Origin of the sequence: Thalassospira xiamenensis M-5 = DSM 17429 (assembly GCF_000300235.2) — a bacterium.
GTDB classification, from domain to species: Bacteria; Pseudomonadota; Alphaproteobacteria; order Rhodospirillales; family Thalassospiraceae; genus Thalassospira; species Thalassospira xiamenensis.
The window spans coordinates 358,569-383,129 of the sequence record NZ_CP004388.1 but is presented as its reverse complement, the minus strand read 5'-3'; the positions used below and the strand labels follow the sequence as shown (position 1 = coordinate 383,129).

The 24,561-nt window shown below is 54.8% G+C and carries 24 protein-coding genes; 14 read left to right on the top strand and 10 right to left on the bottom strand.

Annotated elements, in window-relative coordinates:
* Nucleotides 1–40: 40 nt before the first annotated feature.
* The 13 genes from TH3_RS01760 to TH3_RS01700 all read left to right on the top strand — a co-directional run bounded on the left by TH3_RS01760 (nt 41) and on the right by TH3_RS01700 (nt 13,002).
* On the top strand, nt 41–739 hold the full coding sequence (locus TH3_RS01760) for a cyclic nucleotide-binding domain-containing protein (RefSeq protein ID WP_007089120.1): 699 nt from the start codon (nt 41–43) through the stop codon (nt 737–739).
* Between the two features lie 212 nt (nt 740–951).
* A complete protein-coding gene (gene panB, locus TH3_RS01755) occupies nt 952–1,800 on the top strand; it encodes a 3-methyl-2-oxobutanoate hydroxymethyltransferase (RefSeq protein ID WP_007089121.1) in 849 nt (282 codons plus the stop codon).
* Between the two features lie 42 nt (nt 1,801–1,842).
* Nucleotides 1,843–2,712: a pantoate--beta-alanine ligase gene (panC, locus tag TH3_RS01750; protein ID WP_007089122.1), complete on the top strand. Its 870-nt coding sequence runs from the start codon at nt 1,843–1,845 to the stop codon at nt 2,710–2,712.
* Between the two features lie 232 nt (nt 2,713–2,944).
* Nucleotides 2,945–4,429: a signal recognition particle protein gene (gene ffh / locus TH3_RS01745; protein WP_007089123.1), complete on the top strand. Its 1,485-nt coding sequence runs from the start codon at nt 2,945–2,947 to the stop codon at nt 4,427–4,429.
* Nucleotides 4,430–4,555: 126 nt separating this feature from the next.
* Complete coding sequence (gene rpsP / locus TH3_RS01740; RefSeq protein WP_007089124.1) at nt 4,556–4,960, top strand: 30S ribosomal protein S16; 405 nt, start codon at nt 4,556–4,558, stop codon at nt 4,958–4,960.
* 45 nt (nt 4,961–5,005) lie between these two features.
* Nucleotides 5,006–5,680, top strand: coding sequence for a ribosome maturation factor RimM (gene rimM / locus TH3_RS01735; RefSeq protein ID WP_007089125.1), 675 nt, complete (start codon nt 5,006–5,008; stop codon nt 5,678–5,680).
* Between the two features lie 3 nt (nt 5,681–5,683).
* Nucleotides 5,684–6,400 (top strand): tRNA (guanosine(37)-N1)-methyltransferase TrmD, encoded by a 717-nt coding sequence (gene trmD / locus TH3_RS01730; protein ID WP_007089126.1) that lies wholly within the window; start codon nt 5,684–5,686, stop codon nt 6,398–6,400.
* A 3-nt stretch (nt 6,401–6,403) separates the two neighbouring features.
* Complete coding sequence (gene rplS, locus TH3_RS01725; protein WP_007089127.1) at nt 6,404–6,808, top strand: 50S ribosomal protein L19; 405 nt, start codon at nt 6,404–6,406, stop codon at nt 6,806–6,808.
* Nucleotides 6,809–7,388: 580 nt separating this feature from the next.
* A complete protein-coding gene (leuC, locus tag TH3_RS01720) occupies nt 7,389–8,795 on the top strand; it encodes a 3-isopropylmalate dehydratase large subunit (RefSeq protein WP_007089128.1) in 1,407 nt (468 codons plus the stop codon).
* Nucleotides 8,796–8,806: 11 nt separating this feature from the next.
* Nucleotides 8,807–8,995: a hypothetical protein gene (locus TH3_RS01715; protein WP_007089129.1), complete on the top strand. Its 189-nt coding sequence runs from the start codon at nt 8,807–8,809 to the stop codon at nt 8,993–8,995.
* Nucleotides 8,996–9,000: 5 nt separating this feature from the next.
* Nucleotides 9,001–9,612 (top strand): 3-isopropylmalate dehydratase small subunit, encoded by a 612-nt coding sequence (gene leuD, locus TH3_RS01710; protein ID WP_007089130.1) that lies wholly within the window; start codon nt 9,001–9,003, stop codon nt 9,610–9,612.
* Between the two features lie 89 nt (nt 9,613–9,701).
* Nucleotides 9,702–10,805, top strand: a complete 1,104-nt coding sequence (gene leuB / locus TH3_RS01705) for a 3-isopropylmalate dehydrogenase (protein ID WP_007089131.1) — start codon at nt 9,702–9,704, stop codon at nt 10,803–10,805.
* 157 nt (nt 10,806–10,962) lie between these two features.
* A complete protein-coding gene (locus tag TH3_RS01700) occupies nt 10,963–13,002 on the top strand; it encodes a hypothetical protein (protein ID WP_007089132.1) in 2,040 nt (679 codons plus the stop codon).
* Between the two features lie 50 nt (nt 13,003–13,052).
* On the opposite strand, the gene sigJ is transcribed toward TH3_RS01700, so the two are convergent.
* The 4 genes from sigJ to TH3_RS01680 all read right to left on the bottom strand — a co-directional run bounded on the left by sigJ (nt 13,053) and on the right by TH3_RS01680 (nt 16,407).
* Entirely contained in the window at nt 13,053–14,003 is a 951-nt protein-coding gene (sigJ, locus tag TH3_RS01695) for an RNA polymerase sigma factor SigJ (RefSeq protein WP_007089133.1), read from the bottom strand.
* A 52-nt stretch (nt 14,004–14,055) separates the two neighbouring features.
* The gene (locus TH3_RS01690) at nt 14,056–14,490 is read right to left on the bottom strand and encodes a carboxymuconolactone decarboxylase family protein (protein WP_007089134.1); all 435 of its coding nucleotides are present in this window, start codon (nt 14,488–14,490) and stop codon (nt 14,056–14,058) included.
* 109 nt (nt 14,491–14,599) lie between these two features.
* Nucleotides 14,600–15,025, bottom strand: a complete 426-nt coding sequence (locus TH3_RS01685) for a hypothetical protein (RefSeq protein WP_007089135.1) — start codon at nt 15,023–15,025, stop codon at nt 14,600–14,602.
* Between the two features lie 146 nt (nt 15,026–15,171).
* The gene (locus TH3_RS01680) at nt 15,172–16,407 is read right to left on the bottom strand and encodes an SAM-dependent methyltransferase (RefSeq protein WP_233421827.1); all 1,236 of its coding nucleotides are present in this window, start codon (nt 16,405–16,407) and stop codon (nt 15,172–15,174) included.
* Between the two features lie 418 nt (nt 16,408–16,825).
* On the opposite strand from TH3_RS01680, the gene TH3_RS01675 reads away from it, so the two are divergent.
* Entirely contained in the window at nt 16,826–17,845 is a 1,020-nt protein-coding gene (locus TH3_RS01675) for an aspartate-semialdehyde dehydrogenase (RefSeq protein WP_007089137.1), read from the top strand.
* A gap of 28 nt (nt 17,846–17,873) precedes the next feature.
* Here the strand turns inward: TH3_RS01675 and TH3_RS23005 are convergent, their stop codons facing one another.
* The 6 genes from TH3_RS23005 to TH3_RS01645 all read right to left on the bottom strand — a co-directional run bounded on the left by TH3_RS23005 (nt 17,874) and on the right by TH3_RS01645 (nt 24,439).
* Nucleotides 17,874–18,242 carry a DUF3325 family protein gene (locus tag TH3_RS23005; protein WP_007089138.1) on the bottom strand — a complete coding sequence of 123 codons (369 nt, stop codon included), beginning with the start codon at nt 18,240–18,242 and terminating at the stop codon, nt 17,874–17,876.
* On the bottom strand, nt 18,239–19,747 hold the full coding sequence (locus TH3_RS01665; RefSeq protein ID WP_007089139.1) for a PepSY-associated TM helix domain-containing protein: 1,509 nt from the start codon (nt 19,745–19,747) through the stop codon (nt 18,239–18,241). Before TH3_RS01665 ends, TH3_RS23005 begins: the two co-directional genes overlap by 4 nt.
* 1 nt (nt 19,748) lies before the next feature.
* On the bottom strand, nt 19,749–20,060 hold the full coding sequence (locus TH3_RS01660; RefSeq protein WP_202965954.1) for a DUF3649 domain-containing protein: 312 nt from the start codon (nt 20,058–20,060) through the stop codon (nt 19,749–19,751).
* A gap of 54 nt (nt 20,061–20,114) precedes the next feature.
* A complete protein-coding gene (locus TH3_RS01655; RefSeq protein WP_233421826.1) occupies nt 20,115–22,592 on the bottom strand; it encodes a TonB-dependent siderophore receptor in 2,478 nt (825 codons plus the stop codon).
* Between the two features lie 177 nt (nt 22,593–22,769).
* On the bottom strand, nt 22,770–23,792 hold the full coding sequence (locus TH3_RS01650; RefSeq protein ID WP_007089142.1) for a FecR family protein: 1,023 nt from the start codon (nt 23,790–23,792) through the stop codon (nt 22,770–22,772).
* A gap of 110 nt (nt 23,793–23,902) precedes the next feature.
* The gene (locus TH3_RS01645) at nt 23,903–24,439 is read right to left on the bottom strand and encodes a sigma-70 family RNA polymerase sigma factor (protein ID WP_007089143.1); all 537 of its coding nucleotides are present in this window, start codon (nt 24,437–24,439) and stop codon (nt 23,903–23,905) included.
* Nucleotides 24,440–24,561: the final 122 nt, after the last annotated feature.

The following is a 24,561-nucleotide window of genomic DNA, read 5'->3' as shown; positions in this document are numbered from 1 at the left end:
CAATCTGACATCTTAAGTACATGTAGCTCCGGAGTTTGCCATGTCTGTCCGTTCCCAGCTTTGTGAGGCCTGCGGAATCAAGGACCTGACCTTCTGCTCTTCTTTGCAGGGCACGGAGCATGATCGTTTGCGCCAGATGCTGACCCATGTTCAGTTCGATCCGCACAGCACGATTTTCCACGAAGCCGAAGATGCCGATTACGTGTTTAACGTCACGTCGGGTTCGGTAAAACTATACAAACTTCTGGGCGACGGCCGCCGCCAGATCACCGGTTTCCTGTTCCCTGGTGATTTCCTTGGTCTGGCTCTGAACACCACATACAGCTACACCGCCGAGGCAATCGAGCCGGTAACCGCCTGCCGTTTCCCGCGCGAAAAGCTTGAAAAGCTGTTTGACGAATTCCCGCGTCTTGAAAAACGCATGCTGGGCATGGCGGTTGACGAACTTGCCGCCGCACAGGATCAGATGCTGCTGCTGGGTCGCAAGACCGCCAAGGAAAAGGTTGCGTCCTTCCTTTTGATGCTGGCCCGCCGTCAGGAACATCGCGGCGAGGAAAGCGACACGATCCAGGTCCCGATGAGCCGCTCGGACATCGCCGATTACCTTGGCCTGACCATCGAAACGGTTTCACGCACCCTGACGCAGCTGCGCAAGGAAGCAACGATCACGCTTAAGGATAATCGCCATATCGAAGCCGTCGGCATTGATATGCTTGAAGATCTTGCCGAAGGTTTGTGATTGCGTTGTGCAATTGCACAACAAATCCCGAAATGGACGGAATATCCTGCGGTAACAATAGGGAACCCTTCCTGTTAAAGGCTATTCGACCAAAAGCCTGTTTCGCGATTGCGAAAAAACAGTTCCCGCAAATGGTCATCATATTGTAAACATGACGGCACGCCTGACACAGATCGGGCAGCCAGATCCGGTAACACCGGGGGAGAAACGTCATGAGTGCCACCACCAGAAAACAGGGCCGCATCACGGTTCCTGCCATTCGCGCCCGCAAGGGTGCAGAACCGATTGTCTGCCTGACGGCCTATACCACGCCGATGGCGCAACGCCTTGACCCGCATTGCGATCTTCTTCTGGTCGGGGATTCACTGGGCATGGTTGTTTACGGCATGGAAAGCACGCTTGCCGTCACCGTCGACATGATGATCAACCACGGCAAGGCCGTCATGCGCGGCAGCTCCAACGCCTGCGTGATCGTCGATCTGCCGTTTGGCAGCTATCAGGAATCCAAAGAACAGGCTTTTCGCACGGCATCGCGCATTCTTGCCGAAACCGGATGCGCGGGGGTGAAACTCGAAGGTGGCGCCGAACTGGCTGACACCGTCGAATTCCTCAGCCAGCGCGGCATTCCCGTCATGGCCCATATCGGCCTGATGCCCCAGCAGGTCAACACCATGGGCGGCTTCAAAAGCCAGGGTCGCGGCGAAGAAGCTGCTGCCAAGGTGATTGCCGATGCCAAGGCCGTCGCCAAAGCCGGTGCATTTTCAGTGGTTGTCGAAGGCACGGTCGAGGCCGTTGCACGGCTTATCACCACGGAAATCGACATTCCGACGATTGGCATCGGTGCATCTGTTGCCTGCGACGGGCAGGTGCTGGTGACCGAGGATATCCTTGGGCTGTTTTCCGATTTCACCCCGAAATTCGTCAAACGCTATGCCGATCTGGGCGATCAGGTCTCCAAAGCGGTTGAAAGCTATGCCACCGAAGTCCGGAACCGTCAGTTCCCGACCGACGATCATTGCTTTGGCGTGACCAAACCCGGCAAATTGCGCGCCGTAAAATAACGGTGCCGCCTTTTTGCCCAACAGACGATCGACAAGACGAACATGACGCTTAAAACCGTTCACAGCGTTGCAGAACTGCGCGCGGTTGTTGCCGGGTGGCGCGCGCGAGGATTGCGTGTGGCACTGGTCCCGACGATGGGTGCTCTTCATGCCGGTCATATCAGCCTGACCGATCATGTCCGCAATCACGCCGACCGCGTCATTGTCAGCATCTTCGTCAATCCGACGCAGTTCGGCCCGAACGAGGATTTCGGTGCCTATCCCCGTACATTGCCAGACGATCAGAAAATGCTCGATGCCGCCGGGGTGGAGCTGTGCTTTGCCCCCTCGGTCGAAGAAATGTATCCCGAAGGCTTTGCCACTCGTGTCAGCGTCGATGGATCATTTACCAACGTCCTGTGCGGTGCTTCCCGCCCCGGCCATTTCGACGGCGTTGCCCAGATCGTCACCAAACTTCTGCTGCAAGCCCTGCCCGATTGCGCGATATTCGGCCAGAAAGACTATCAGCAGCTGATGGTCATCCGTCGTTTCTCCACCGACCTGAACATCCCGGTCGAAATTATCGGCGCACCGATCCTGCGCGAAGATGACGGGCTGGCGATGTCATCGCGCAACCGCTATCTGACACCGGAAGAACGCGCGATTGCCCCGACACTTGACCGGGTTTTGGGCGAAATCACCACAGCCGCGGCAACAGGAGCGGAAATCGCCCCGCTTCTGTCCAAGGGACGCGAAGATATTCTGAACGCCGGTTTCAAATCGATTGACTACCTTGAAATCCGCGACGCAGATACGCTTGAACGGGTCGAAGATCGGGTGCGCAAACGTAGCCGCGTCTTTGTCGCCGCCCATCTTGGCAAAGCCCGCCTGATCGACAATCACGCCATCGACCCGATCAACATCACGGGTTAAACAGCAGCTTGGTCCCGATGAATCGCGGATTGCGATGCGATTGGCATCAAAAGCGCAGAACATCGCGCTTTTGCGCCTGATTGCGCTTGACTCTATCCCCCCTATCGCATAAACCCTGCGCAACAAAGGTCGCCCAAGGGGTGACTCCCCCAGTCCTCGAGTTGTCGAGCACTGGGTTTTAGTTTTTTGTGCGCACACGGTAGAAACACCGGAAACACAGACGGGATTTGGAATGTTTGAAGGACTAAGCGATCGCCTTGGCGGGGTTCTTGATAAGCTGCGCAGACGTGGCGCGCTGAAAGAATCCGACGTCAAGGAAGCCATGCGCGAAGTACGCGTCGCCCTGCTTGAGGCTGACGTGGCGCTGCCGGTCGTCAAATCATTCATCACCAATGCAACCGAGCGTGCGGTTGGTCAGGACGTTCTGCGTTCGGTCACACCGGGTCAGATGGTCGTCAAGATCGTTCATGACGAACTGAAAAACATGCTGGGTGAAGGCGAGGATATCAACCTTGCGGCCACCCCGCCGGTTCCGATCCTGATGGTCGGTTTGCAGGGTTCAGGTAAAACCACGAGCTCGGCCAAGATCGCGCTGCATCTGACCAAAAAGCGCAACAAGAAAGTCCTGCTGGCGTCGCTTGATATCTATCGCCCGGCCGCCCAGCAGCAGTTGAAAATTCTGGCCGACAATAACGACCTGAACGTTCTGCCGATCATTATGGGCGAAAAGCCGGTATCGATCGCAAAACGCGCAATGGATATGGGCCGCAAGGAAGGCTATGACGCCGTCATCCTCGATACCGCAGGGCGCCTGCATATCGATATGGAACTGATGAGCGAAGTCGCCCAGGTCCGTGACGCGGTCAACCCGGCCGAGACCCTTCTGGTCACCGATGCGATGACCGGTCAGGACTCGGTCAATGTGGCCAAGGAATTCGCCGACAAGGTCGGCATCACCGGTATCGTTCTGACCCGTATCGACGGTGATGCACGTGGTGGTGCGGCCCTGTCGATGCGCCAGATCACCGGTTGCCCGATCAAGATGCTCGGTACCGGTGAGAAAATCGACGAGATGGAAGCCTTCCATCCGGATCGTATCGCCAACCGCATCCTCGGGATGGGCGATGTCGTCAGTCTTGTCGAAAAGGCTGCCGAAACGATCAAGCAGGAAGACGCCGAGAAAATGGCGAAGAAGCTCGCAAAGGGTCAGTTTGACCTGAACGATCTTCTTTCCCAGCTCAAGCAGCTTCAGAAAATGGGTGATCTTTCCGGCATCATGGGGATGCTGCCGGGCATGGGCGCGCTGAAAAAACAGATGTCGCAGACCAAGCTTGATCCCAAACTTCTGACCCATCAGGAGGCGATCATCCTGTCGATGACGCCCAAGGAACGAGAAAACCCGGCCCTGATCAAGGCATCGCGCAAAAAGCGTATTGCCGCAGGTTGCGGTCTTTCGGTTCAGGATGTGAACAAGCTGCTCAAACAGTATCAGACCATGTCCACCATGATCAAAAAGATGGGCAAGATGGGCAAAAAGGGACTGTTTGGCGGTATGCCGAAAATGGATCCCTCGATGCTCGAAGGCGGCGACATGCCCGATATGAGCAAGTTGCCAAAAGGATTTCCCGGTGCCGGGGGCGGATTACCGCCCGGGTTCCCGGGATTGGGCGGCGGCGGTTTGCCGCCGGGATTTCCGGGGTTCGGTAAAAAGAAATAGCCAAGCCCCCGGTTCTCAAGATTTTTCGAAAGAACCAAACACCCCGGTTCCCTGAACCGGAATAAATTGATCCTCCGGGATCGTAACTTGAAGACTACAAACCCAAGCTGAAAGGAACTTATCCGAATGGCTGTCAAGATTCGTCTTTCCCGTGGCGGTGCCAAAAAGCGTCCGTACTACCGTATCGTAGTTGCAGATGCCCGTGCCCCGCGTGACGGCAGCTTCATCGAGAAAGTCGGTACCTATGATCCGATGCTCCCGAAGGATGCTGACAACCGCGTGACCTTCAAAGAAGAGCGCATCAAATATTGGCTGGGCGTTGGCGCACAGCCGACCGATCGTGTTGCACGTTTCCTGGGCAAAGCTGGCCTGGCTGACGCGTTCAAACCGACCGAACAGCCCCAGAAGTCGGCTCCGAAAGCGAAAGCCCAGGAACGTCTTCGTGAGAAAGCTGAAAAAGCCGAAGCCGCTGCTGCTGCAGCTGCCGAAGCTGCTGCGGCTCCTGCTGAAGAAGCTGCCAGCGAAGAATAAGCTTTTCGCACGCTTTGATCAGATACCGGAAATTTGTGAACCGAAATGGCTGATACCCGCAAATCCAAAACCGACGATGCATTTGTCTGCGTCGGCATGATCACCGCCCCGCACGGGGTGCGTGGTGCCGTGCGCGTCAAAAGCTATACCGTCGATCCGGATAACCTTGTCGGTTACGGCCCGTTGTTCGACGCCAAGGGACAAGCGAAATTCAAACTGTCTCCTGTCGGACATGTTCGCGACCAGCTGATCGCCAAGATCGATGGTGTGAACGACCGGGACGCCGCCGAACGGCTGCGGGGAACCAAGCTTTACGTACCGCGGACGGCCCTGCCGGAAACGGAAGACGAAGACGAATTCTATCTTGCCGATCTTGTCGGCCTGAAAGCCCATCATGTTGATGGTTCGCTGTTCGGGACCGTACGGGGTGTGGCCGATTTTGGCGCGGGCGATGTGATCGAAATCGCGCTGGAAGAAGTCCGTGGCAAAGTCGTCGTCCTGCCGTTTACCAAGGAAGTCGTGCCCGATGTGGTGCTTTCGGAACGCAAGCTGGTGGTAAATCCGCCCGAGGGGCTTTTGCAGGAAGAAGAAGGACCGGGAAATCGTACCCGCCGTCCGGGCAGCTCCCGCAGGGACTCTCAGGCCGACCGCGATTCTGATGCCGTCACTGCCGATGCAGTAGGCGCAGAAACTGCGACCGGCAGCGGAAAGGAGGCCTGATCGATGTCTGTGTGGCAGGCCAAGGTTGCAACCCTGTTCCCGGAAATGTTCCCGGGTGCGCTCGGCCAGTCTCTGGCCGGACGGGCACTGGAAAACGGGATCTGGTCGCTGGATGTCAAAGACATCCGTGATCATGCAACCGACCGTCACCGCACTGTTGACGACAATCCTTTCGGGGGTGGGGCCGGTATGGTCATGCGCCCGGATATTGTCGACGCCACCCTGCGTGAATTGCGTGCGGAAGCTCCGCAATTGCCGCTGATTTATCTCAGCCCGCGCGGGAAAATGCTGAACCAGAAACGTTGCCGCGAACTGGCAGCGGGACCGGGTGCCATCCTGTTGTGTGGTCGCTACGAAGGTATCGACCAGCGCGTACTTGATGAACATCAGGTCGAGGAAATCAGCATTGGCGACTACATCCTCATGGGCGGCGAACTGCCGGCCATGGTCCTGATTGAATCGTGCATTCGCCTTATCGAAGGTGTGGTCAACAAGACCGAATCCGTCGACGAGGAAAGCTTTGAAACCGGGTTGCTTGAATATCCGCATTACACGCGCCCGGCCAATTGGAACGGGCGTGACGTGCCGGAGATCTTGCTTTCCGGACATCATGCCAAGGTACAAGCCTGGCGGCATGCTCAGGCAGAAGAAATTACCCGTGCTCGGCGTCCTGACCTTTGGGATCAGTATGTCGCACGCGGGCACATCAAAGAGGGTTAAACCATGACCAACGCAATCATCCAGCAGATCGAAAAAGATCAGCTCGATAAAATCGCTGCAAAACGCGAAGTTCCGGAATTCGACGCAGGCGACACCGTCCGTGTTCACCTGAAAGTCGTTGAAGGTACCCGCGAACGTATCCAGCAGTTCGAAGGCGTCTGCATCGCCAAGAAAAACCGCGGCCTGAACTCGTCCTTCACCCTGCGTAAAATCGCATCGGGCGAAGGTGTCGAGCGTATCTTCCAGAACTACTCCCCGGCGATCGACAAAATCGAAGTCGTCCGTCGCGGTGACGTTCGTCGCGCAAAACTTTACTACCTGCGTGGCCGTACCGGTAAATCGGCGCGTATCGCCGAACAGACCACCGGTCACAAAGGCAAACTGACGGCTGCAGAACGCAAGAAATAATCTGCGTTCCGCATTGTCGGAATGATTGGCGGGCTCACCTTCGGGTGGGCCCGTTTCTTTTGGGCTGTTTCGATTGCCTGTGGCCTTGGGCGACAAACAACCGATAAATACACTTTATGCGTGCATCATATCGAATCGCCGGTTTTCATGCCTGATCGATGTAACGCGCGGAAACCTTGCGAATAACATATAACTTTATTTTATATCAGCTATCCCTGCTTTGGCTGCCTCACCCCGGAATCTGGTAGTTTTGGCTACCTCAAGATGCTCAATTTTCCCCGAATCTACTTTAAGATGTAGTAGCGTAAAAAAACACGCGCCGGGTTGCTTGCGATTTGGAAGCTTGAGTGTATAAAGGCACTCCCGCGGCAAAAACGATCAAGTCCGTGCGGTTCTGGATAATAAAATTTCGCATATCGGGACAAACCCGGATGCCCGGAGGAACAGGCGACGCCGTGCGCCACATGACATCGCAATCCCAGGATTGCCGTCGTAAAAAACATCCCCGGTTTAATGTCCTTTGCCGGCACTACTGTCTGGTCGTCGCTGCATAAAAGATCGATTTTAAGAGGAGGTCGAGATGGGTGCGCCTAAAACCCTTTTTGACAAGATTTGGGAAAGTCACGTGGTCGATACGCAGGATGATGGTACCTGCCTGATTTATATTGACCGCCATCTCGTTCATGAAGTGACCAGCCCGCAGGCTTTCGAAGGCCTTCGCAATGCCGGCCGCAAAGTGCGCCACCCGGAACTGACCCTTGCCGTTCCGGATCATAACGTTCCGACCACGGACCGTTCCGAAGGCATCAAGGAAGAAGACAGCCGTATCCAGGTCAACACTCTTGACCAGAACGCCAAGGATACCGGTATCCATTACTTCCCGATGAATGACCTGCGTCAGGGCATCGTCCACATTGTCGGCCCGGAAGAAGGTTTCACCCTGCCAGGTGTCACCATGGTCTGCGGCGACTCGCACACCTCGACCCACGGTGCATTCGGCACCCTGGCATTCGGCATCGGCACGTCCGAAGTCGAACATGTTCTGGCCACCCAGACGCTGGTTCAGAAACCGGCAAAAAACATGCTGGTCAAGGTCGAAGGCGATCTGCATCCGGGCGTTACCGCCAAGGACATCACCCTTGCCATCATCGGACGCATCGGCACGGCTGGCGGCACCGGTTATGTGATCGAATATGCCGGTTCGGCCATTCGTTCGCTGTCGATGGAAGGCCGCATGACCGTCTGCAACATGTCGATCGAAGGCGGCGCACGCGCGGGCCTGATCGCACCGGACGAAAAAACCTTTGAATATATCAAGGGCCGCCCGATGGCACCCAAAGGGGCCGCATTCGAACAGGCTGTCGAATACTGGAAGACCCTTCCGTCTGACGAAGGCGCGCATTACGACAAGATCGTCGAAATCGATGCTGCCGACATCATCCCGCAGGTCACCTGGGGCACCAGCCCGGAAGACGTCGTACCGGTTAACGGCAAAGTCCCGGCACCGTCCGACGCCAAGGATCCCGGCAAACAGAAAGCCATCGCCCGTTCGCTCGAATATATGGGCCTGACGGCTGGCACCAATATCGAAGATATCAGGATTGATCGCGTCTTTATCGGTTCCTGCACCAATGGTCGTATCGAAGACCTGCGCGCCGCGGCGGTTATCGCCAAGGGTCGCAAGGTTGCCGATCACGTCAGTGCCATGGTCGTTCCGGGTTCCGGTCTGGTCAAGGAACAGGCCGAGGCCGAAGGCCTGCACGAGATTTTCCTCGAAGCCGGTTTTGAATGGCGTGAACCGGGCTGCTCGATGTGCCTGGCGATGAACCCGGACCGACTGGAGCCGGGCGAGCGTTGCGCATCGACCTCCAACCGTAACTTCGAAGGCCGTCAGGGCCGTGGTGGCCGTACCCACCTGCTCAGCCCGGCGATGGCCGTGGCCGCAGCAGTCACCGGTCATCTGACTGACGTCCGCAAACTCGGTTAAGGCAGAAACCCATGGCAGAACGAGCATTCATCAGTTTCCGTGACGGCGCAGCGCGCTGCGGCCGGGCACCGATCCTTGAACAGCTGCTCCCGCAGCTGACCGGGATCAACCTGCCCGAATTCGTTGCGAAGGATATCGACGCAACCGAGGAACTGATCGAGGCCCTCGGTCTTGCCTGGGAAACTGGAAGCAAGGGATAAGATTAATGGATAAGTTCACGACCCTCACCGGTGTGGCAGCACCGCTGCCGATGATCAATGTCGATACCGACATGATCATCCCGAAACAGTTCCTTAAAACCATCAAACGTTCGGGCCTTGGCAAGAACCTGTTTGATGAAATGCGCTATGACGACAAGGGCAACGAAATCCCGGATTTCGTCCTGAACAAACCGGCCTATCGCAATGCCAAGATCATCGTATCAGGCGACAACTTTGGCTGTGGTTCATCGCGCGAACATGCGCCGTGGTCGCTGCTTGATTTCGGCATTCGCTGCATCATCGCGCCAAGCTTTGCCGACATTTTCTATAACAACTGCTTCAAGAACGGCATTCTGCCGATCCGTCTGCCGCAGGAAGATGTCGACAAGCTGATGGATGATGCCGAACGCGGCGAAAACGCGACCATCACCATTGATCTTGAAAAACAGGAAATCCATGGTCCGGATGGCGGTTGCATCACGTTTGATGTCGAACCGTTCCGCAAACATTGCCTGTTGAACGGCCTCGATGACATTGGCCTGACCCTGCAGAAGGGCGACGCGATCAACGACTTCGAAGCCAAGCGCGCTGCGTCGCAGCCCTGGCTGTCGCTGTAATTCAAAGTGGCGGCAGTCCAGATCGGTCTGCCGCCCTTTTTGTCGATACGGGGTGAACGACCCCGATAATATCTGGGAAGGATTGTTTGATGAGCACCACCAAAAAAGTTCTGATGCTGCCCGGCGACGGCATTGGCCCCGAAGTCATGCGCCAGGTTCAGCGCGTCATGGACTGGATGGCCAAGAAGCGTAACGTCAATTTCGAAATCACCGAAGGTCTGATCGGCGGCGCATCAATTGATGCGCACAACAACCCGCTGACCGACGAAACGCTTGCCGATGCCATGGCGGCCGATGCGGTTCTGCTTGGTGCTGTCGGTGGTCCGAAATGGGACAACCTTCCCTTCGATATCAAGCCGGAACGCGGGTTGCTTAAAATCCGCAAGGAAATGGGCCTGTTTGCCAACCTCCGTCCGGCCCTTGTGTTTGATGCGCTTGTCGGTGCCTCAACCCTGAAAGAAGACATCGTCAAGGGTCTGGATATCATGATCCTGCGCGAATTGACCGGCGGCATCTATTTCGGTCAGCCGCGCGGCATCGAAGAACGCGACGGTGTGCGTTTTGGCTTCAACACGCTGGTTTATTCCGAGCCGGAAGTTGAACGTATCGCCCGTGTCGCCTTTGACATGGCCATGAAACGCAACAAACGCCTGTGTTCGGTCGATAAGGCCAACGTTCTGGAATCGACCGTCCTGTGGCGCGAAGTTGTTGAACGCGTTGCCAAGGACTTCCCGGAAGTCGAGGTCAGCCACATGTATGTCGATAACGCATCCATGCAGCTGGTCCGTAACCCGAAACAGTTCGACGTGATGGTCACCACCAACATGTTTGGCGACATCCTTTCCGATTGTGCCGCCATGCTGACCGGATCGCTTGGCATGCTGCCGTCCGCATCGCTGGGTGCTGCCGATGCAAGCGGTGCCCGCAAGGCGCTTTACGAGCCGGTGCACGGCTCCGCCCCGGACATCGCCGGTCAGGACATCGCAAACCCGCTGGCAACCATCCTGTCGTTTGCCATGATGCTGCGTTACTCGTTCGACATGGGCGATGATGCAACCATGATCGAAACCGCCGTTCAGAACGTTCTGAAAGGCGGGCTTCGCACCGCTGATATCATGCAGCCGGGCATGGCAAAGGTTTCGACCACCGTCATGGGCGAATCCCTGATCAACGAACTCGACAAGATCGCCTGATCTTTCCGATCACGCTTCAAAAAACAAAGGCCGGGTCAATGATCCGGCCTTTGCCATAAGCACGTTTCCTTGACTTGTTGCGCGACAACAAAGATGTTGCCCAGGCAACTACTGTCTGCATCCCATACGTGCAGAAACATAATAAAAGCTGGATAACATGAGCAAAAAAACAGTTCTTCTTGTCGGTGGCCTTGCCGTTCTGGCGGCCGCGGGTGCCGGTCTTCACTACAAGGCACCGGCCTATCTCGAAAACCGGTTCCGCACGATCCTCAGCAGCCCGGACTCAGACCTTCGCGGTGAATTTTCCGATTTCGAAATGTCGCTTCTGGGCCGCACATTGGCCGCCAAGAATGTCAAACTGATCGATCCTAACGGTGTGACCTACACCATCGGATCAATGCATCTCAATCAGGTCAACTGGCTGACCCTGATCGGGGCAAACCCGTTTGGCAACGGCATTGCCGGTCAGGCTGATCTCGAAGAACTGGCAATTGCCTATGATGCCTATGGCATCACCACCCCGAAGGCGGAACTTGGCGATCTTGCGATGGACCTGGCTTCGCGCAATTTCGACATCACCACCGGTCGTGCTGATCTGCAAAACCTGACCATTTCGGATGGCGACATCCGCCGCATCAATATTGATCACCTGCTGGCGGAAAATGCCGGTTCGGCCAATATCGATGCCCTGAACATTACCGGTTGGAAAATGGATGATCAGGAAACAAAAATCACCAGCAGCATCGACAATATGTCCTTTGCCGGCTGTGCCGGACCGGCCGATCTGATCGCCAGTTTCGATCCCGACATTGCCCGCGATTTCGCCATCTGTGACGATATTTCGGCCACCACCTTGTCGTTTGCCGATGACGCAGGCCTGGAAATGTCGGTTGATGCAATTGCCCTGTCGGGTCTGGAATCCCGGGTGATCAAATCCGGCACGCTGACCGGTCTGTCGATGCAGCAGCCAGACAATCCTGCCAAGCTTGCCATTGGCGAAATCTCACTTGCTGATTTCCGCGTCGATCTGACGGGCGACATGATTGATCTTGATACAAGACTCAGCATGGCGGACGTCAGGAAGATGGCCGAAAACACCTCCTTCCAGACAATCATCGTCAAAAATCCGGTAATTTCCGACGAGGAAGTCGAAATCGCGCTCGATAATGTCACATTGCGCGACATGCGTGATGGCAGACTTGCCGGGATCGACATCACCGGAAGCCACATCACGCAGAAAACCCCGGACGGCCCCGCCAATTTCGATCTGGACGGACTTTCCGTCACCGATCTGGATTTAATGGCAATCACCGGCTTTGGCGAAATTTACGACGTTGCCGATGAAATGGTTGGTCAACATATCGACCAGTTCGAAGATTTCACACTGGGTCAGATGAACCTGCCGCTCAGTCAGGCGCTTTACGGTGCGTTTTCCATAAATGGCCTCTCATTCTCGGGCGCGCCGGACGGTGAAAAGGTCGAAATTCGGCTCGACAGCTTCAAAAGCACCCTTGAAAAGCCTTTCACCCCTGAAAGCAGCGCACTGACATTTGTCAAAGTCAACAACAGCACCCTCGAAGGGCTGCATGCCACCCTTGATGACAGCATTACCGGTGGCAACGATACCGCAATCTATCTTGGTATCAACAGCTTCGATGATCTTGTGCTGGATGTCTCCAACAGCATTATCTGGGATGAGACGGCTAGCGATTTTGTTTACAGCATCGACAAGGTTGCCCTGCGCGATATCGGCCAGATCGGCCTTTCGGTCACGGTCACCGGGATCAACGATGACGTCATGACCCGTCTTCTGAAAACCCGGATCGGCGATGACGCGGCACTCGAACAGGCCCTGACGGTCGACGCGGCCTTCCGCGGTGCACGCCTTGAAATTTCGGGTGAAAAAATGTTGCCTTTTGCCCTGGGCGTTGCCTCCCTGCTTAATGGCAACACCGCCGAAGATATGAAAATGCTGGTCACCATGAACCTGATGCAGGCGCAGGAACAATTTGCCGACGACGCAACGCTTTATGATGCGTTTGGCGAATTGCTGACATGGGTTGATGATCCGCGCCACCTGCTGATCGAACTGGCACCGCAGGAACCCGTTGCGATGGGCATGGCGGCCGGTGGACTGATGTTCCCGCAGATGGGGGCGCAAATGCTGGGCCTTCGTATTACCGCCAACGGCCAATGACAGCCGCAGAATAAAAATAACGGGCCGGATCGTAATGATCCGGCCCGTTATCATGTTCGCGATCCAAGATCATCGAAACGCGCCAGTTTGTCGGGGTTTCGGTGGATGAAAACATCCGTTATTGCGTTTTGGTGCATGGCCATACTGATGGCGGTCGCCACCCGGTCACCTTCACGCACAAGCACCCAGTATTCCTGCCCGTCAACGGTCTTGAATTCAATGTTGTGCACCGGATTCTTGCGCCAGATACCGACAAAGAACCGCGCAACCTTATCTGCACCGAATATCGGATTAACCGCGGCACTTGCCTTGCCTCCGCCATCGGAATGCATGATCACGTTCGGGGCCAGTTGCCCGATCAACGCGTTCAGATCACCGTGGATCAGGGCATCGACAAAGGCTGTGACCTGTTCCCTGTTTGCGGTCTCGCTATCTGGAACGGGGGTTGGATCACGATCGTCTTCGCGGTTCACCTTGCGGCGTGCGCGAAACAGGATCTGGCGGGTATTGTTTTCGGTCCGCTCTATCACCGGGGCGATATCTTCGTGTGACCAGTCAAAAACGTCATGCAGAACAAGTGCCACCCGTTCAACCGGTCCCAACCGTTCCAGCATCATGACATAGGCCTGCCCCAGACCATCCCGTTCGATCAGATTGTTTTCAGCTTCAGGAAAAACTGGCGGCATCCAGGGTTCGGGCAACCATTGCCCAACATAATATTCACGCCTACGACGTGCCGATTTCAGAACATCAAGGCAGATATTGCTGCAGACCCGCACCAGCCAGCCGGTCGCATCGCGGATGTCATCCTTTGCCGCCGCCCGCCAGCGTAACCAGACATCCTGCACGGCATCTTCGGCATCGGCATGGCTGCCCAGCATGCGATAGGCCAGAGCATGCAACCGCCCGCGATGGGTTTCGAAAACCTGATCCGCCATGCGATCCCCGTCAAACACATGAAGCGATACGGGACAGGCCCGTATCGCCGATTGGCTGGTCATACTGCCCGATAGGTCCGTTGAAGCAAAGGGTCTATCGGATGGGGGTTTGCGATCAGGCAAGCTCATGCTGCGCAATACCAAGACGGTTCCATGCATTCATCGTTGAAATGATGCAGGTCAGTTCGGAAATGGCGTCTTCTTCGAAATGGTCGACAAGCTTGCGATAGCTTTGCGAAATGCGATCCTGATCAACGGCCTCGGTCAGGCATTCGGCCCAATCAAGTGCGGCACGTTCGGCTTCGTCATATCCCTTGGCCGCGCGCCAGACCGCCAGCATGGTCACCTTGATGGCATCCCCACCGTGATCGGCATGGCTTTTGGCATGCATGCGCAGGCAATGCGAACATCCATTGATTTGCGACACGCGGCATTCCACCAGATCGCGCAGGACACGCGGGATCTGCGGGCTGTCTTCAAGACTGGTGGCAAGACCCAGCATTGCTTCAAAAATTTTCGGGCTCGATTTCGGAACGTCAAAACGGCTCATCATGTTTCTCCGTGATTGCAAACCGGGGGAAATCCCCCTCTGCAATCAGGACGAAACAGCTTTGGCCCGCGTTACATATCTGGCAAAAAAATTTATCGCGCCCGAAATTCTATACGATGCGGGTCTTTTTCAAGGCTTCGACGACCTCTTCATGCTTGACCCAATGCCAGTCTTCGCTATTTTGCTGTTCACCATCTGCCAGCGTAAAGACCGCCATCAGATAATCGCTGACATCGGATTTGCACATCGGCAATTCGGCCGCGAGGGCGATTTTTTGCGCCAGTTTGCCGTATTTCCTGTTCCCGATCCGGGACCCGAAATGACCAATCGTATTTGCCAGTTGATTACCGGTAATTTCGCGCCCCGGTGCCTTGGCATGGGCGCGCAGCATGTCGCGTTCGCAACTTGACATATCAATGGATCGAAGCGCCCGGACATAGTCCTCAACGCGGCCGATATGCGGTCCGGTACGATGGGTGATCTGGGTGGAATATGCACGTGCGCCCGGGGTTTCCCGGTGTGTCATGTTCTGCATGTTGTTTCCTCCCGAAGGAACAACCGGATGGTCGCGTTCTACACCGTGCCGGTTGTTTCACGGTTCACGCTGTCCGGGCTCTTTGGCCCGTTAATAATGTTATATGGGTCGGACTGCCGCAAAACGACAGCCCGACCGATGCGTTTTTACGTAAAACGATAACCGGGTTTGGTGAAAACAAACTGCCCGACCCGCATCCCCCCACCGCCTTCACGCTCGTCAAAGGCATTGATGCAGCCCGCCAGATAAAACTCCCACATCCGTTTGAACTCGGTGTCGTATTTTTCCGGGTCAAGCTGATCGGCAATCTCGCGGAACCGGTCGCGCCACGCGACCAAAGTTCGGGCATAGTTCAGTCCGGCATGGAAATGCGATGCTTCGACTTTAAGGTCGGCGTTTTCCGCAGCCTCAATCACTTCATGCACCGCCGGAATATAACCACCGGGGAAAATATAGCGATCAATCCACGGCGATGTGAATTCCGGGCGCGGCTTGATGATCGTATGGATCACTGCCCGCCCCCCGGCTTTCAGCAATTTGCCGACCTTCTCGAAATAGGTTTTGAACTGCGGCCGCCCGACATGTTCAAACATGCCAACCGAAACAACCCGGTCGTATTTCCCTTCATTCGCATCGGCAAACAACCGGTAATCCAGAAGATGATATCCAAGACCTTCGTGGAAGTTATCTGGCAGTTCCGCCTTGCGTTCGAGCGCCCAGTTATATTGTTCGGTCGACAGGGTGATCCCGTGCACCTCCGCCCCGGTGGTCCGCCGGATAAAGCGGCTCAACCCGCCCCAGCCGCACCCGACATCAACCACCCGAAGGCCCGGCTGGTCAATCTTCAGCCGCTGGGTGGTCAAAGTCATTTTGCGGTTTTGCGCCTCTTCCAGCGTCTGGGCACCATCGTCCCAGAATGCGCAGGAATACTGCATTTCCGGATCAAGGAAACGGGTATAAAGGTCATTGCCGATATCATAATGATGGCGCACGCGCCGGGACGCGGCCTTGACCGAGGTAAATTGCGCGATCTGGAATTTAAGCGATTGCAGCTTTTCGATAAACAGGCCAAATCCGTTTGCCGAATGGCCGCCTTCGAAATTAAGCCGCAAGACCCTGATCAGGTCTTCCATCTCGCCTGAAACAACATCAAAACCGCCACGCATATAGGCTTCACCAAATCCCGGATCAGGACTTAGCGCCATTTTCAATGTGTCGGTCCAGTTCGGTACAGTCATTGTTGCCCTGGGATCGCTGCCATCCCCCAGAACAATCTCGTGTCTATCGTCCGCCCGGAATACCAGTGTTCCACGCGTGACATGTTCCCGGAAAAAATCGAGAACCTTTTTTTGTGTCCAGTCCAGTGTCATCGGGTACGTCATCTGCCGTCCTTTTTAAGCCGGAAATGCCATCGCCCCACGTAAAACCCGTCGCCGGATTTTACATCAGTACCGGACCCTAAATCAGGATCGTCTGGTCAATCGTTCGAAAAGGAAATGCTGAAACGGCTACTTGGTGCGCCGCGTACCCGCAGACAGTGAAAACAGAAAACTCAAAGCCGGGGCCGAACGATTCTGATTTAGGGTTCGGTACTCGAACCCCGTGGGTAATTCTGCCAGAATTTTTTGCAATCTCAAGAGGTAAAAGCCAACGAACTCCTTGCGTGGCACTCGATAAAACCTTACATCTCGCCCCATACTGTACAGACGATTATCCACAGGCATATGCAAATCACGACGCCCCATACCAAAGAGGGGCAACGCGTATAAGCAATGCCAGAAAGACTGAAAGAGGCTCCTGATGGGCTATAAAATCGCCGTTGTCGGCGCGACCGGAAATGTCGGGCGCGAGATGCTCAATACGCTTGAAGAACGCCAATTTCCGGCCGATGAAATTTTCGCACTCGCCTCCTCGCGTTCGGTTGGCCGCGAACTGGATTACGGTGACAAGGAAATCAAGGTCCTGGATGCCGCAACCTTCGATTTTTCCAAGGTCGATATCGCGCTGTTCTCAGCCGGTGGCACAACTGCCAAAACGCTGGCGCCCAAGGCTGCTGCTGCGGGTTGCGTTGTCATCGACAATTCCAGCTACTGGCGGATGGAGCCCGGTGTACCGCTGGTCGTGCCAGAGGTAAATGGTGCCGCGCTGGCCGGTTACGCCAAGAAAAACATCATCGCCAATCCGAACTGCTCGACCATTCAGATGGTCATGGCGCTTAAACCCCTGCACGACCTGCAACCGATCAAACGCGTTGTCGTTGCAACCTATCAGTCGGTTTCCGGTGCCGGTCGGTTGGCGATGGATGAACTGTTCAACCAGACCAAGGGCATTTACGTCAACGATCTGCCGGTCAAAGAACAGTTCACCAAACAGATCGCCTTTAACGTCATCCCGCATATCGACGAATTCATGGATGATGGTGCGACCCGCGAAGAATGGAAAATGACCGCCGAAACCCGCAAGATCCTTGATCCGGATATCGCGGTTCATGCGACCTGCGTGCGGGTGCCGGTCTTTGTTGGTCATGCCGAAGCCATCAATATCGAATTCGAACAGCCGGTCACCGTCGAAGAAGCCCGCAAGGCAATGAAAGCTTTCCCCGGCGTTTCCGTGGTGGATTATCGCCAGGACGAGGGATATGTCACGCCGCAGGAAGTCCAGGGCGAAGATAATGTTTTCGTCTCACGCGTGCGCAAGGACCCGACGGTTGAAAACGGGCTTTCGCTTTGGTGTGTTGGCGACAACCTGCGCAAAGGGGCCGCCCTTAACGCAGTTCAGATCGCCGAAATGCTGGTTGCGGAATATCTGCCAAAGAAATAGGGATCAATCGGCGCCGCAGATTATAAACCTAACCGATCTGCGGTGCCCATCCTGCCACAATGTAAATCAGAATCCCTGCCATTGCTGCTATGGCACTCCCTGCAACAATGCGGGGAACCCATTTGGCGCGGTAAGGTAAAATAATCGCGATCAGCCAACCGGCAAGACTGGCCTGACAGCCCCATAACGCTGTCCCCATACCAATCCCCATACCAATCCCCAGATCAGTAATAGTCAGATATAATGCACCGGCAAGACACATAGCGCCAAACAATCGCCTGCCACCCGCCCCTGCTTTTGCCGGGAAATATCCTGCCTGCTTTGCATGGCGGTCCATTGCCAGGCACAACGTCCCCATCCCCGTACAGACCCAAAGAAAACTGATCAGAAACATCATCGGTAAATTGTCCCGATACGTTGCACATGAAGCCGCCACGCCAACGCGCCAAAAGCTCCCGCAGCAATCAACATGGAAATGTCCATCCACAGGAAAACGGTGTCGACATCCGACAGATCGCTGTTTCCTCCTTGAAAATCGAGTATTCCGCCAAACAAAGGCAACATCAGAAACAATCCGGCAATCAACGCGAAAAGATCGCGCCATATCCGCCGCGCCGGACAGAAAATCGCATATACCAGTGCCGCACCGACAGCGAGGTAAAACCCGGTTACTTCATAACCCGCCCTTCCGGCAATATCGGTTGGTAGCAGACGGTTCGCAGTGAAAAACACGGCAACGGCAAGCGGCAACCCGGCCAAGGTCGCAACGTTCAACATGTGAACCATTCTGCCACCCCTGCCGAAAGCTCCGTTCCGCTGACGTTTCACCGACCACAGGATCAAACCGGTTCCAACCATTGCCGTCCCGCCCAATCCCATTACGAAAAGAACAAACCGAAACACGGGATCGGCATACCGCCCCAGATGCAGACCATAGATAACATTCCAGCTTTCACGCACTGTCGATGTCTCAAACCGGCGTGACAATTCGGTTCCGTTAACGCCATCAATCAGGATTGCCCCCGGTCGCACCGAAAGCCCGCCCGTTTCCGATGCAAAAACCTGTATCGTTGCGTTGGCATCCCCCGGATGAGTGATAACCAGTCGTCCCGGGGTGAAATCCGCCATACTGTTTTGGAAACGCAGAAGGGTATCGGATAACAAAACCATTTCTGCCTGCTCCCCCACCGGTTCGTTCGGAGGGGCACTGTCATAAGCCTCGGTGAAAAATGCCGCCCGGTCTCCGCCATAGGCGACCCAAGCCCCCCAAGGCATATATAGAAACATCAGCGTCGCAAGGCCGCTGTATATGATCAGAATGTGGAACGGCAGCCCGACAACCCCCAGAATATTATGCCCGTCAAGCCACGAACGTTGCGGATTGGAAGCCGGTCGGAACGTAAAGAAATCCCGGAAAAACCGGCGATGCGTGATGATACCACTGATAATGGCAACCAGCATGAACATTGCGCAAATTCCCGAGACGATCCGGCCAGATGTCGGGGCAAACATTAGTTCAAAGTGGAACCTGTAAAAGAAATCGCCTCCCTCCGTATCCCGGGGATACAATATCTGTCCTGTTCCCGGATCACGCAGGGAACTGTGATATGTGCCTGCAGCATCGGTATAAAAAACCCGGATGGTACGATGACGATCATCGGGAAGGTTGAACTGCCACATTTGCGCATCCTGCGCGGTACGTGCCAGATCATCGGCAATATAATCAAGTGCGGTTGGATCAAACAGATTGGTTTGTGCCAGTTCAGGGCGCATCCATAATGAAATTTCCGGGCGGTAATATGCAAGGGTTCCCGTCAGAAAAATCGCAAAGCACAACCATCCAAGCACCAACCCGCCCCAACTATGCAGCCACGCAGCCGATTGGCGAATACCAGCTTTCATGCTAGATATCTCCCCCTGCCTGCAGCCAATAAAAGGCAATCCCCGGGACAGCGACAAATAACAGCGTCATCAGCCACGCAACTGTAGTGCGTCGGACAAGAAACACTGCGGTCGCCACTGCCGCCCAAACAATAAAGCTGATGAGCATGCCAAAAAGGGTTGCATCAACACGCGGCATCGGCAACGCAACCGACAACAGAACAGCGATCATGGCTGCGACTGCGTAACCACCAAAAACTGCCAGAATGACGCGCGATGTAATGGCAAAAGCTTGAATCACGTCGGGAAAACCAGTCATTTTCGTATCAATCATAAAAGACACGGGGCATGCGCTGAATCGCACATGCCCCGTGTTGAAAAGCCGCATTCACCAACGGTATTTCAGAGTCGCCATGACCGTCCGGCCATTGCCGTAATAGCAACCGGTTGCCGAAATACAGGTCGAGATATATTCCTCGTCCAACAGATTGTTAGCAGTCAGAGACAGGCTGGTCCCCGCAAGCTGTTGCCAGTTATGGCCCAGATCATAATGCAGTGCTGCATCAAACAGGGTCACACCCGGGGCCTGATACAGATTGTTGGCATCCCCATAGGACGATCCGATAAAGCGAACACCGCCGCCAATCCCCAACCCGGCCAGATCGGCCTGCTGGAAATTATACCCAACCCAGGCAGCCGCCTGATGACGGGGGATAAAAGGCTGCTCTTTGCCTTTGGTTGTTACGTTACTACTGTTCGCATTGGCCTTTGTTACTTCGCTATCGCTCAAAGAATAGGAAGCTGAAAGCTCGATCCCGTTATCAAGATTTGCCTTGCCTTCAACCTCGATCCCGCGAACACGGACTTCACCTGTTTGGGTGCGGAAGCTGGTGTTAACCGGATCGGGGGTCAAAACGTTGGTCTGCGTCAACTGATATGCCGAAACGGTAATCAGGCTATTGGTGTTTTCAGGCTGATAGCGTACGCCAAGCTCGAACTGTTCACCTTCTGTCGGATCGAAAGGCGCGCCACTGCGATCAGAACCTGATGTCGGGGTAAAGGACTGCGCATAGCTGGCATAAGGGGCAAAACCATTGTCAAACTCGTAAACAAGTCCGGCACGACCACTAAAGGCATTGTCATCCTGCTTCGCCGTGCTGGTCACACCCGTACTAACCGTGGTGGTATCAGTCGTCGCCCGCGCAAGATCATATCTTCCGCCCAGCAAAACCGTCCAATTGTCTATGTTTGCTTCTTCCTGCAAATAGAAACCAACCTGATAACGATCTTGTCGGACGGTCGTCGATAATGGCGGCGTGGTGGCATCGCCGGTATAAACAATATCGGTCAGATCGAGCGACCCGACAGTTGTCTGGGTCAGCGGGCTGACGAAAGATTCGTCATAGGCTGAATCCTCCCAAAGATAATCCACACCGCCCAATACCGTATGATTGATGTCGCCTGTGCTGAATCGCGAAATCAGCTGGTTATCGACATTGACGGTGGTTGATTCTTCCGGGAAAGCCCACGCATAGCGGATCAGACTATTGCCAACGAGCGCTCCTGCCTGAACACGCTGCGTATAAGTATCAACATTCCCCACGCGCAGATTCTGTTTGAACTCCCAAGTGTCGTTGAACTTGTGTTCAAACTCGTAACCCGCCGACATTTGTTCGTTCGTGAAACGGTCATAATCAGGTTCACCAATATAGGTGCTCGGGCCAAGACTGTATGACGGATTGTCCCACAATGTTCCACTTGCCGGTAATGCGGGCGGCGCGCCGCCGCCGTCGGCTTCGATTTTCTGATACTGTGTCAGAATGGTCAGCCGGGTCTCATCGGTTGGTTGCCATGTCAGCGCCGGTGCAATAAAGACACGATCCTCGCTGACATAATCGGCTTGCGCATCAGCCATCCGCCCGACACCGGTCAATCGGAATTGCAGTGTGCCATCCTCTGTTGCGGCACCGCCTACGTCAAATCCAGCTTCGCGATGATTATAGGAACCGTACTGCACAAAAACTTCGCGTAAGCTTTCCGCGGTCGGTCTTTTGCTTTGCATGTTCAAAAGACCACCCGGGCTGTTCTGTCCATACAGCACCGACGAAGGTCCCTTGAGGACTTCGATCTGTTCCAGTCCATAGGGTTCGATTTTCGGCTGTGCATATCCACGCGCACCGAATGAAAGGCGCAATCCGTCCATATAACGGCCTGGCACGAAACCGCGCACGGACAACCAGTCGTGGCGTAAATCCGTATTGCCATATTGGCTGATGACCCCGGGCGTATATTCCAATGCCTGGGTGACAGTCGTCGCGCCCTTGTCTTCGATTTCGTCCTTTGTGATTACATTGACCGCTTGTGGCGTGCGCATGATCGAAGTGCCGGTTTTCGTCCCGGATCTGCTGCGATAGGCGACGTAACCGTCATAGTCAGACGACACCACCTGACGTTCACCCTCGACGACAACCGGATCAATCATGGTTGCCTGCGGATCTGTGTCACGGAACAGAACCACGATGCCATCTGATGTGATCTGCCCGGTGACATCACTGTCACGAAGAAGCTCCTGCAAGGCCACATCGGACCGCATCGTTCCCCTGACAGCTTTTGCCTGTGCGCCACTGACAAGCGCACTGTCAAAACTGACCTGCAAGCCAGCCTGACGGCCAAAAAGGTTAAGCGCACTGGCAAGCGGCTGTGCGGTGATGTTGAATTCATGCACTGTGGTTGCAGCTTGTGCCGCCTCAACCGGCGTTCCCCCGTTTGCACTCTCTTGAGCTGTTGCATGTCCAACTGTCGAAAGTGCAATGATCATGCTGGCAATACTTACAGTCCAGCGCGATACCGGTTGATGACCGTTCATCCGATATCCATCCGAAACGGATATTTTCCGTCCCCCCATTTTACAGATCACTCCTGCTTGTAGATGCTCAAAGTGCAAATAATTCGCACTTTCATGACATAGACGCAGAAGTGATGACGATTTTTCACGCCGGGATCATTTTTTGGAAATTTTTTAAAGGCGGCCGGTCAACGGGCCTTATTTAAATGACAAAACCGTAAGGAACGGTGTGACTTGCGTAACCTTCCCGTCATGGGCCTTGACCAAGGCGTTCAAAGCCCGGTCCGGATCACGAAGATCATAAAGACCTGTGACACGCCCCTCTGACAATTTCTGATCACCAAAAACGATCCAGCCGGATTTGTAACGCTGCAAGGTATCCACAACATCGCCGATTGTTACACCCTCGACCATCAGCAATCCCTCACGCCATCCGGCGATCATTTCAGCAGGTGCATTGTAACGGTCAGCTTTGCCTGACTCGAAATCAATGGATACCGATTGGCCCGCCGTCAGTCGCAAATCATCCTGCTCAAGTCCGGAAACCGCATTGTTGTGAACACTGACAATGCCGTGTTCGACTTCAACCGCAAGGCTGTCATCACTCAGACGTACATCGAAGGCGGTTCCGACAACGCTGACCGTCACATGGTCGGTTTCAACCTTAAAAGGACGTGCAGGATCTTTGTTCACATCAAAAAAGGCTTCCCCCCTTTTTAAGTGCAACAAACGTTGGTCTGGCGTGAAATCAACATCAATCGCACTATCGGGTGCCAGATAAACCATCGATCCATCATCAAGCGTCACCAGATGGGTTTCACCGATACCGGTCGTGTAATCATCATGCTGCAACCTCTCGGCAAAGGGCAGGAACGCCAGCACCGTTAAAGCAAGGAAAACTCCCGAAGCCACCCGTCCCCGTACCGGTATCCGTCGCCAGATTGACGCTTCGCGGCTCGGACCGATAGTGCCTCTGGCTGTTCTTGACCTATGAACAGCTTTTGAAGGCGCAGACACATGCCCAACGGCCTTGGGTTCCAGAGGCTCGCCAAGTGCAAACCAGGTTGATGCCACTCGGGACCAGACCTTGGCGTGTAACGGGTGTGCGTCAACCCATGCTTCAAATGCCTGTCGCAAATCGGCATCCTTTGGGGCGGCCTCAAGTTCAAGCAACCAGTCGGCGGCCTGTTCATAAACCAATTTGCGTTCTGCGTCGGTCACGCCAATTCTCTCTCTCACGCCTTCGGATGGACAATTCGGCTCTTCATTTTGAATCCCACCAATACCGTGACGTATAGAACGGCCTGATTTTTCATGATCCGATGCTTTTTTCACGCGTCCTCATCCTCATGCGTCAATGCAAGGGTCAGCTGGACGATCCCGCTACGGATCAATCGATGCGCCGTAGCAACAGATATATCAAAGTGCGCTGCAATCTCGGTCAAGGTTTTGCCGTGTATACGATGCATTTCCAAAGCAAGGCGGGTTTTTTCATCAAGCATGGCCAACGCATTGCGAACGCTAATTGCGGTTTGCTTGCGGATAATTTCCTGTTCAGGGGAAACAGACACACTTTCTGCTAATTCATGCTCGGTCGTTTCCAGATGTTCGTAGCGACGCTCTGTCGCCCGCCGACGCACCCAGTCAAACGCCAGATTGCGAACGATCCGATACAGATATGCCACCGGCTGCCGCAAATCCGTACTCTCTGGATTGCCACCGTTCTCATGACCGGGATTAAAACGGATGAAAGCTTCCTGAACAATGTCTTCGGCCCGCCCGCGATCACCGACAATCGGCGCAGCATATTCGACAAGCGCCGCCTCGTGGGCAAGAAATAGCTTTAACCTGTTATCCGGGTTCGACACGTAAAAGCGCCTCAATCATTATTAAAACCGGCCAACAAGTACGGACGGCTGTCGATATAATCGCAATGATTAATGAAATTGATAATGATTATCAAACTAAATCGAAGTTCGCGCCATTCTGC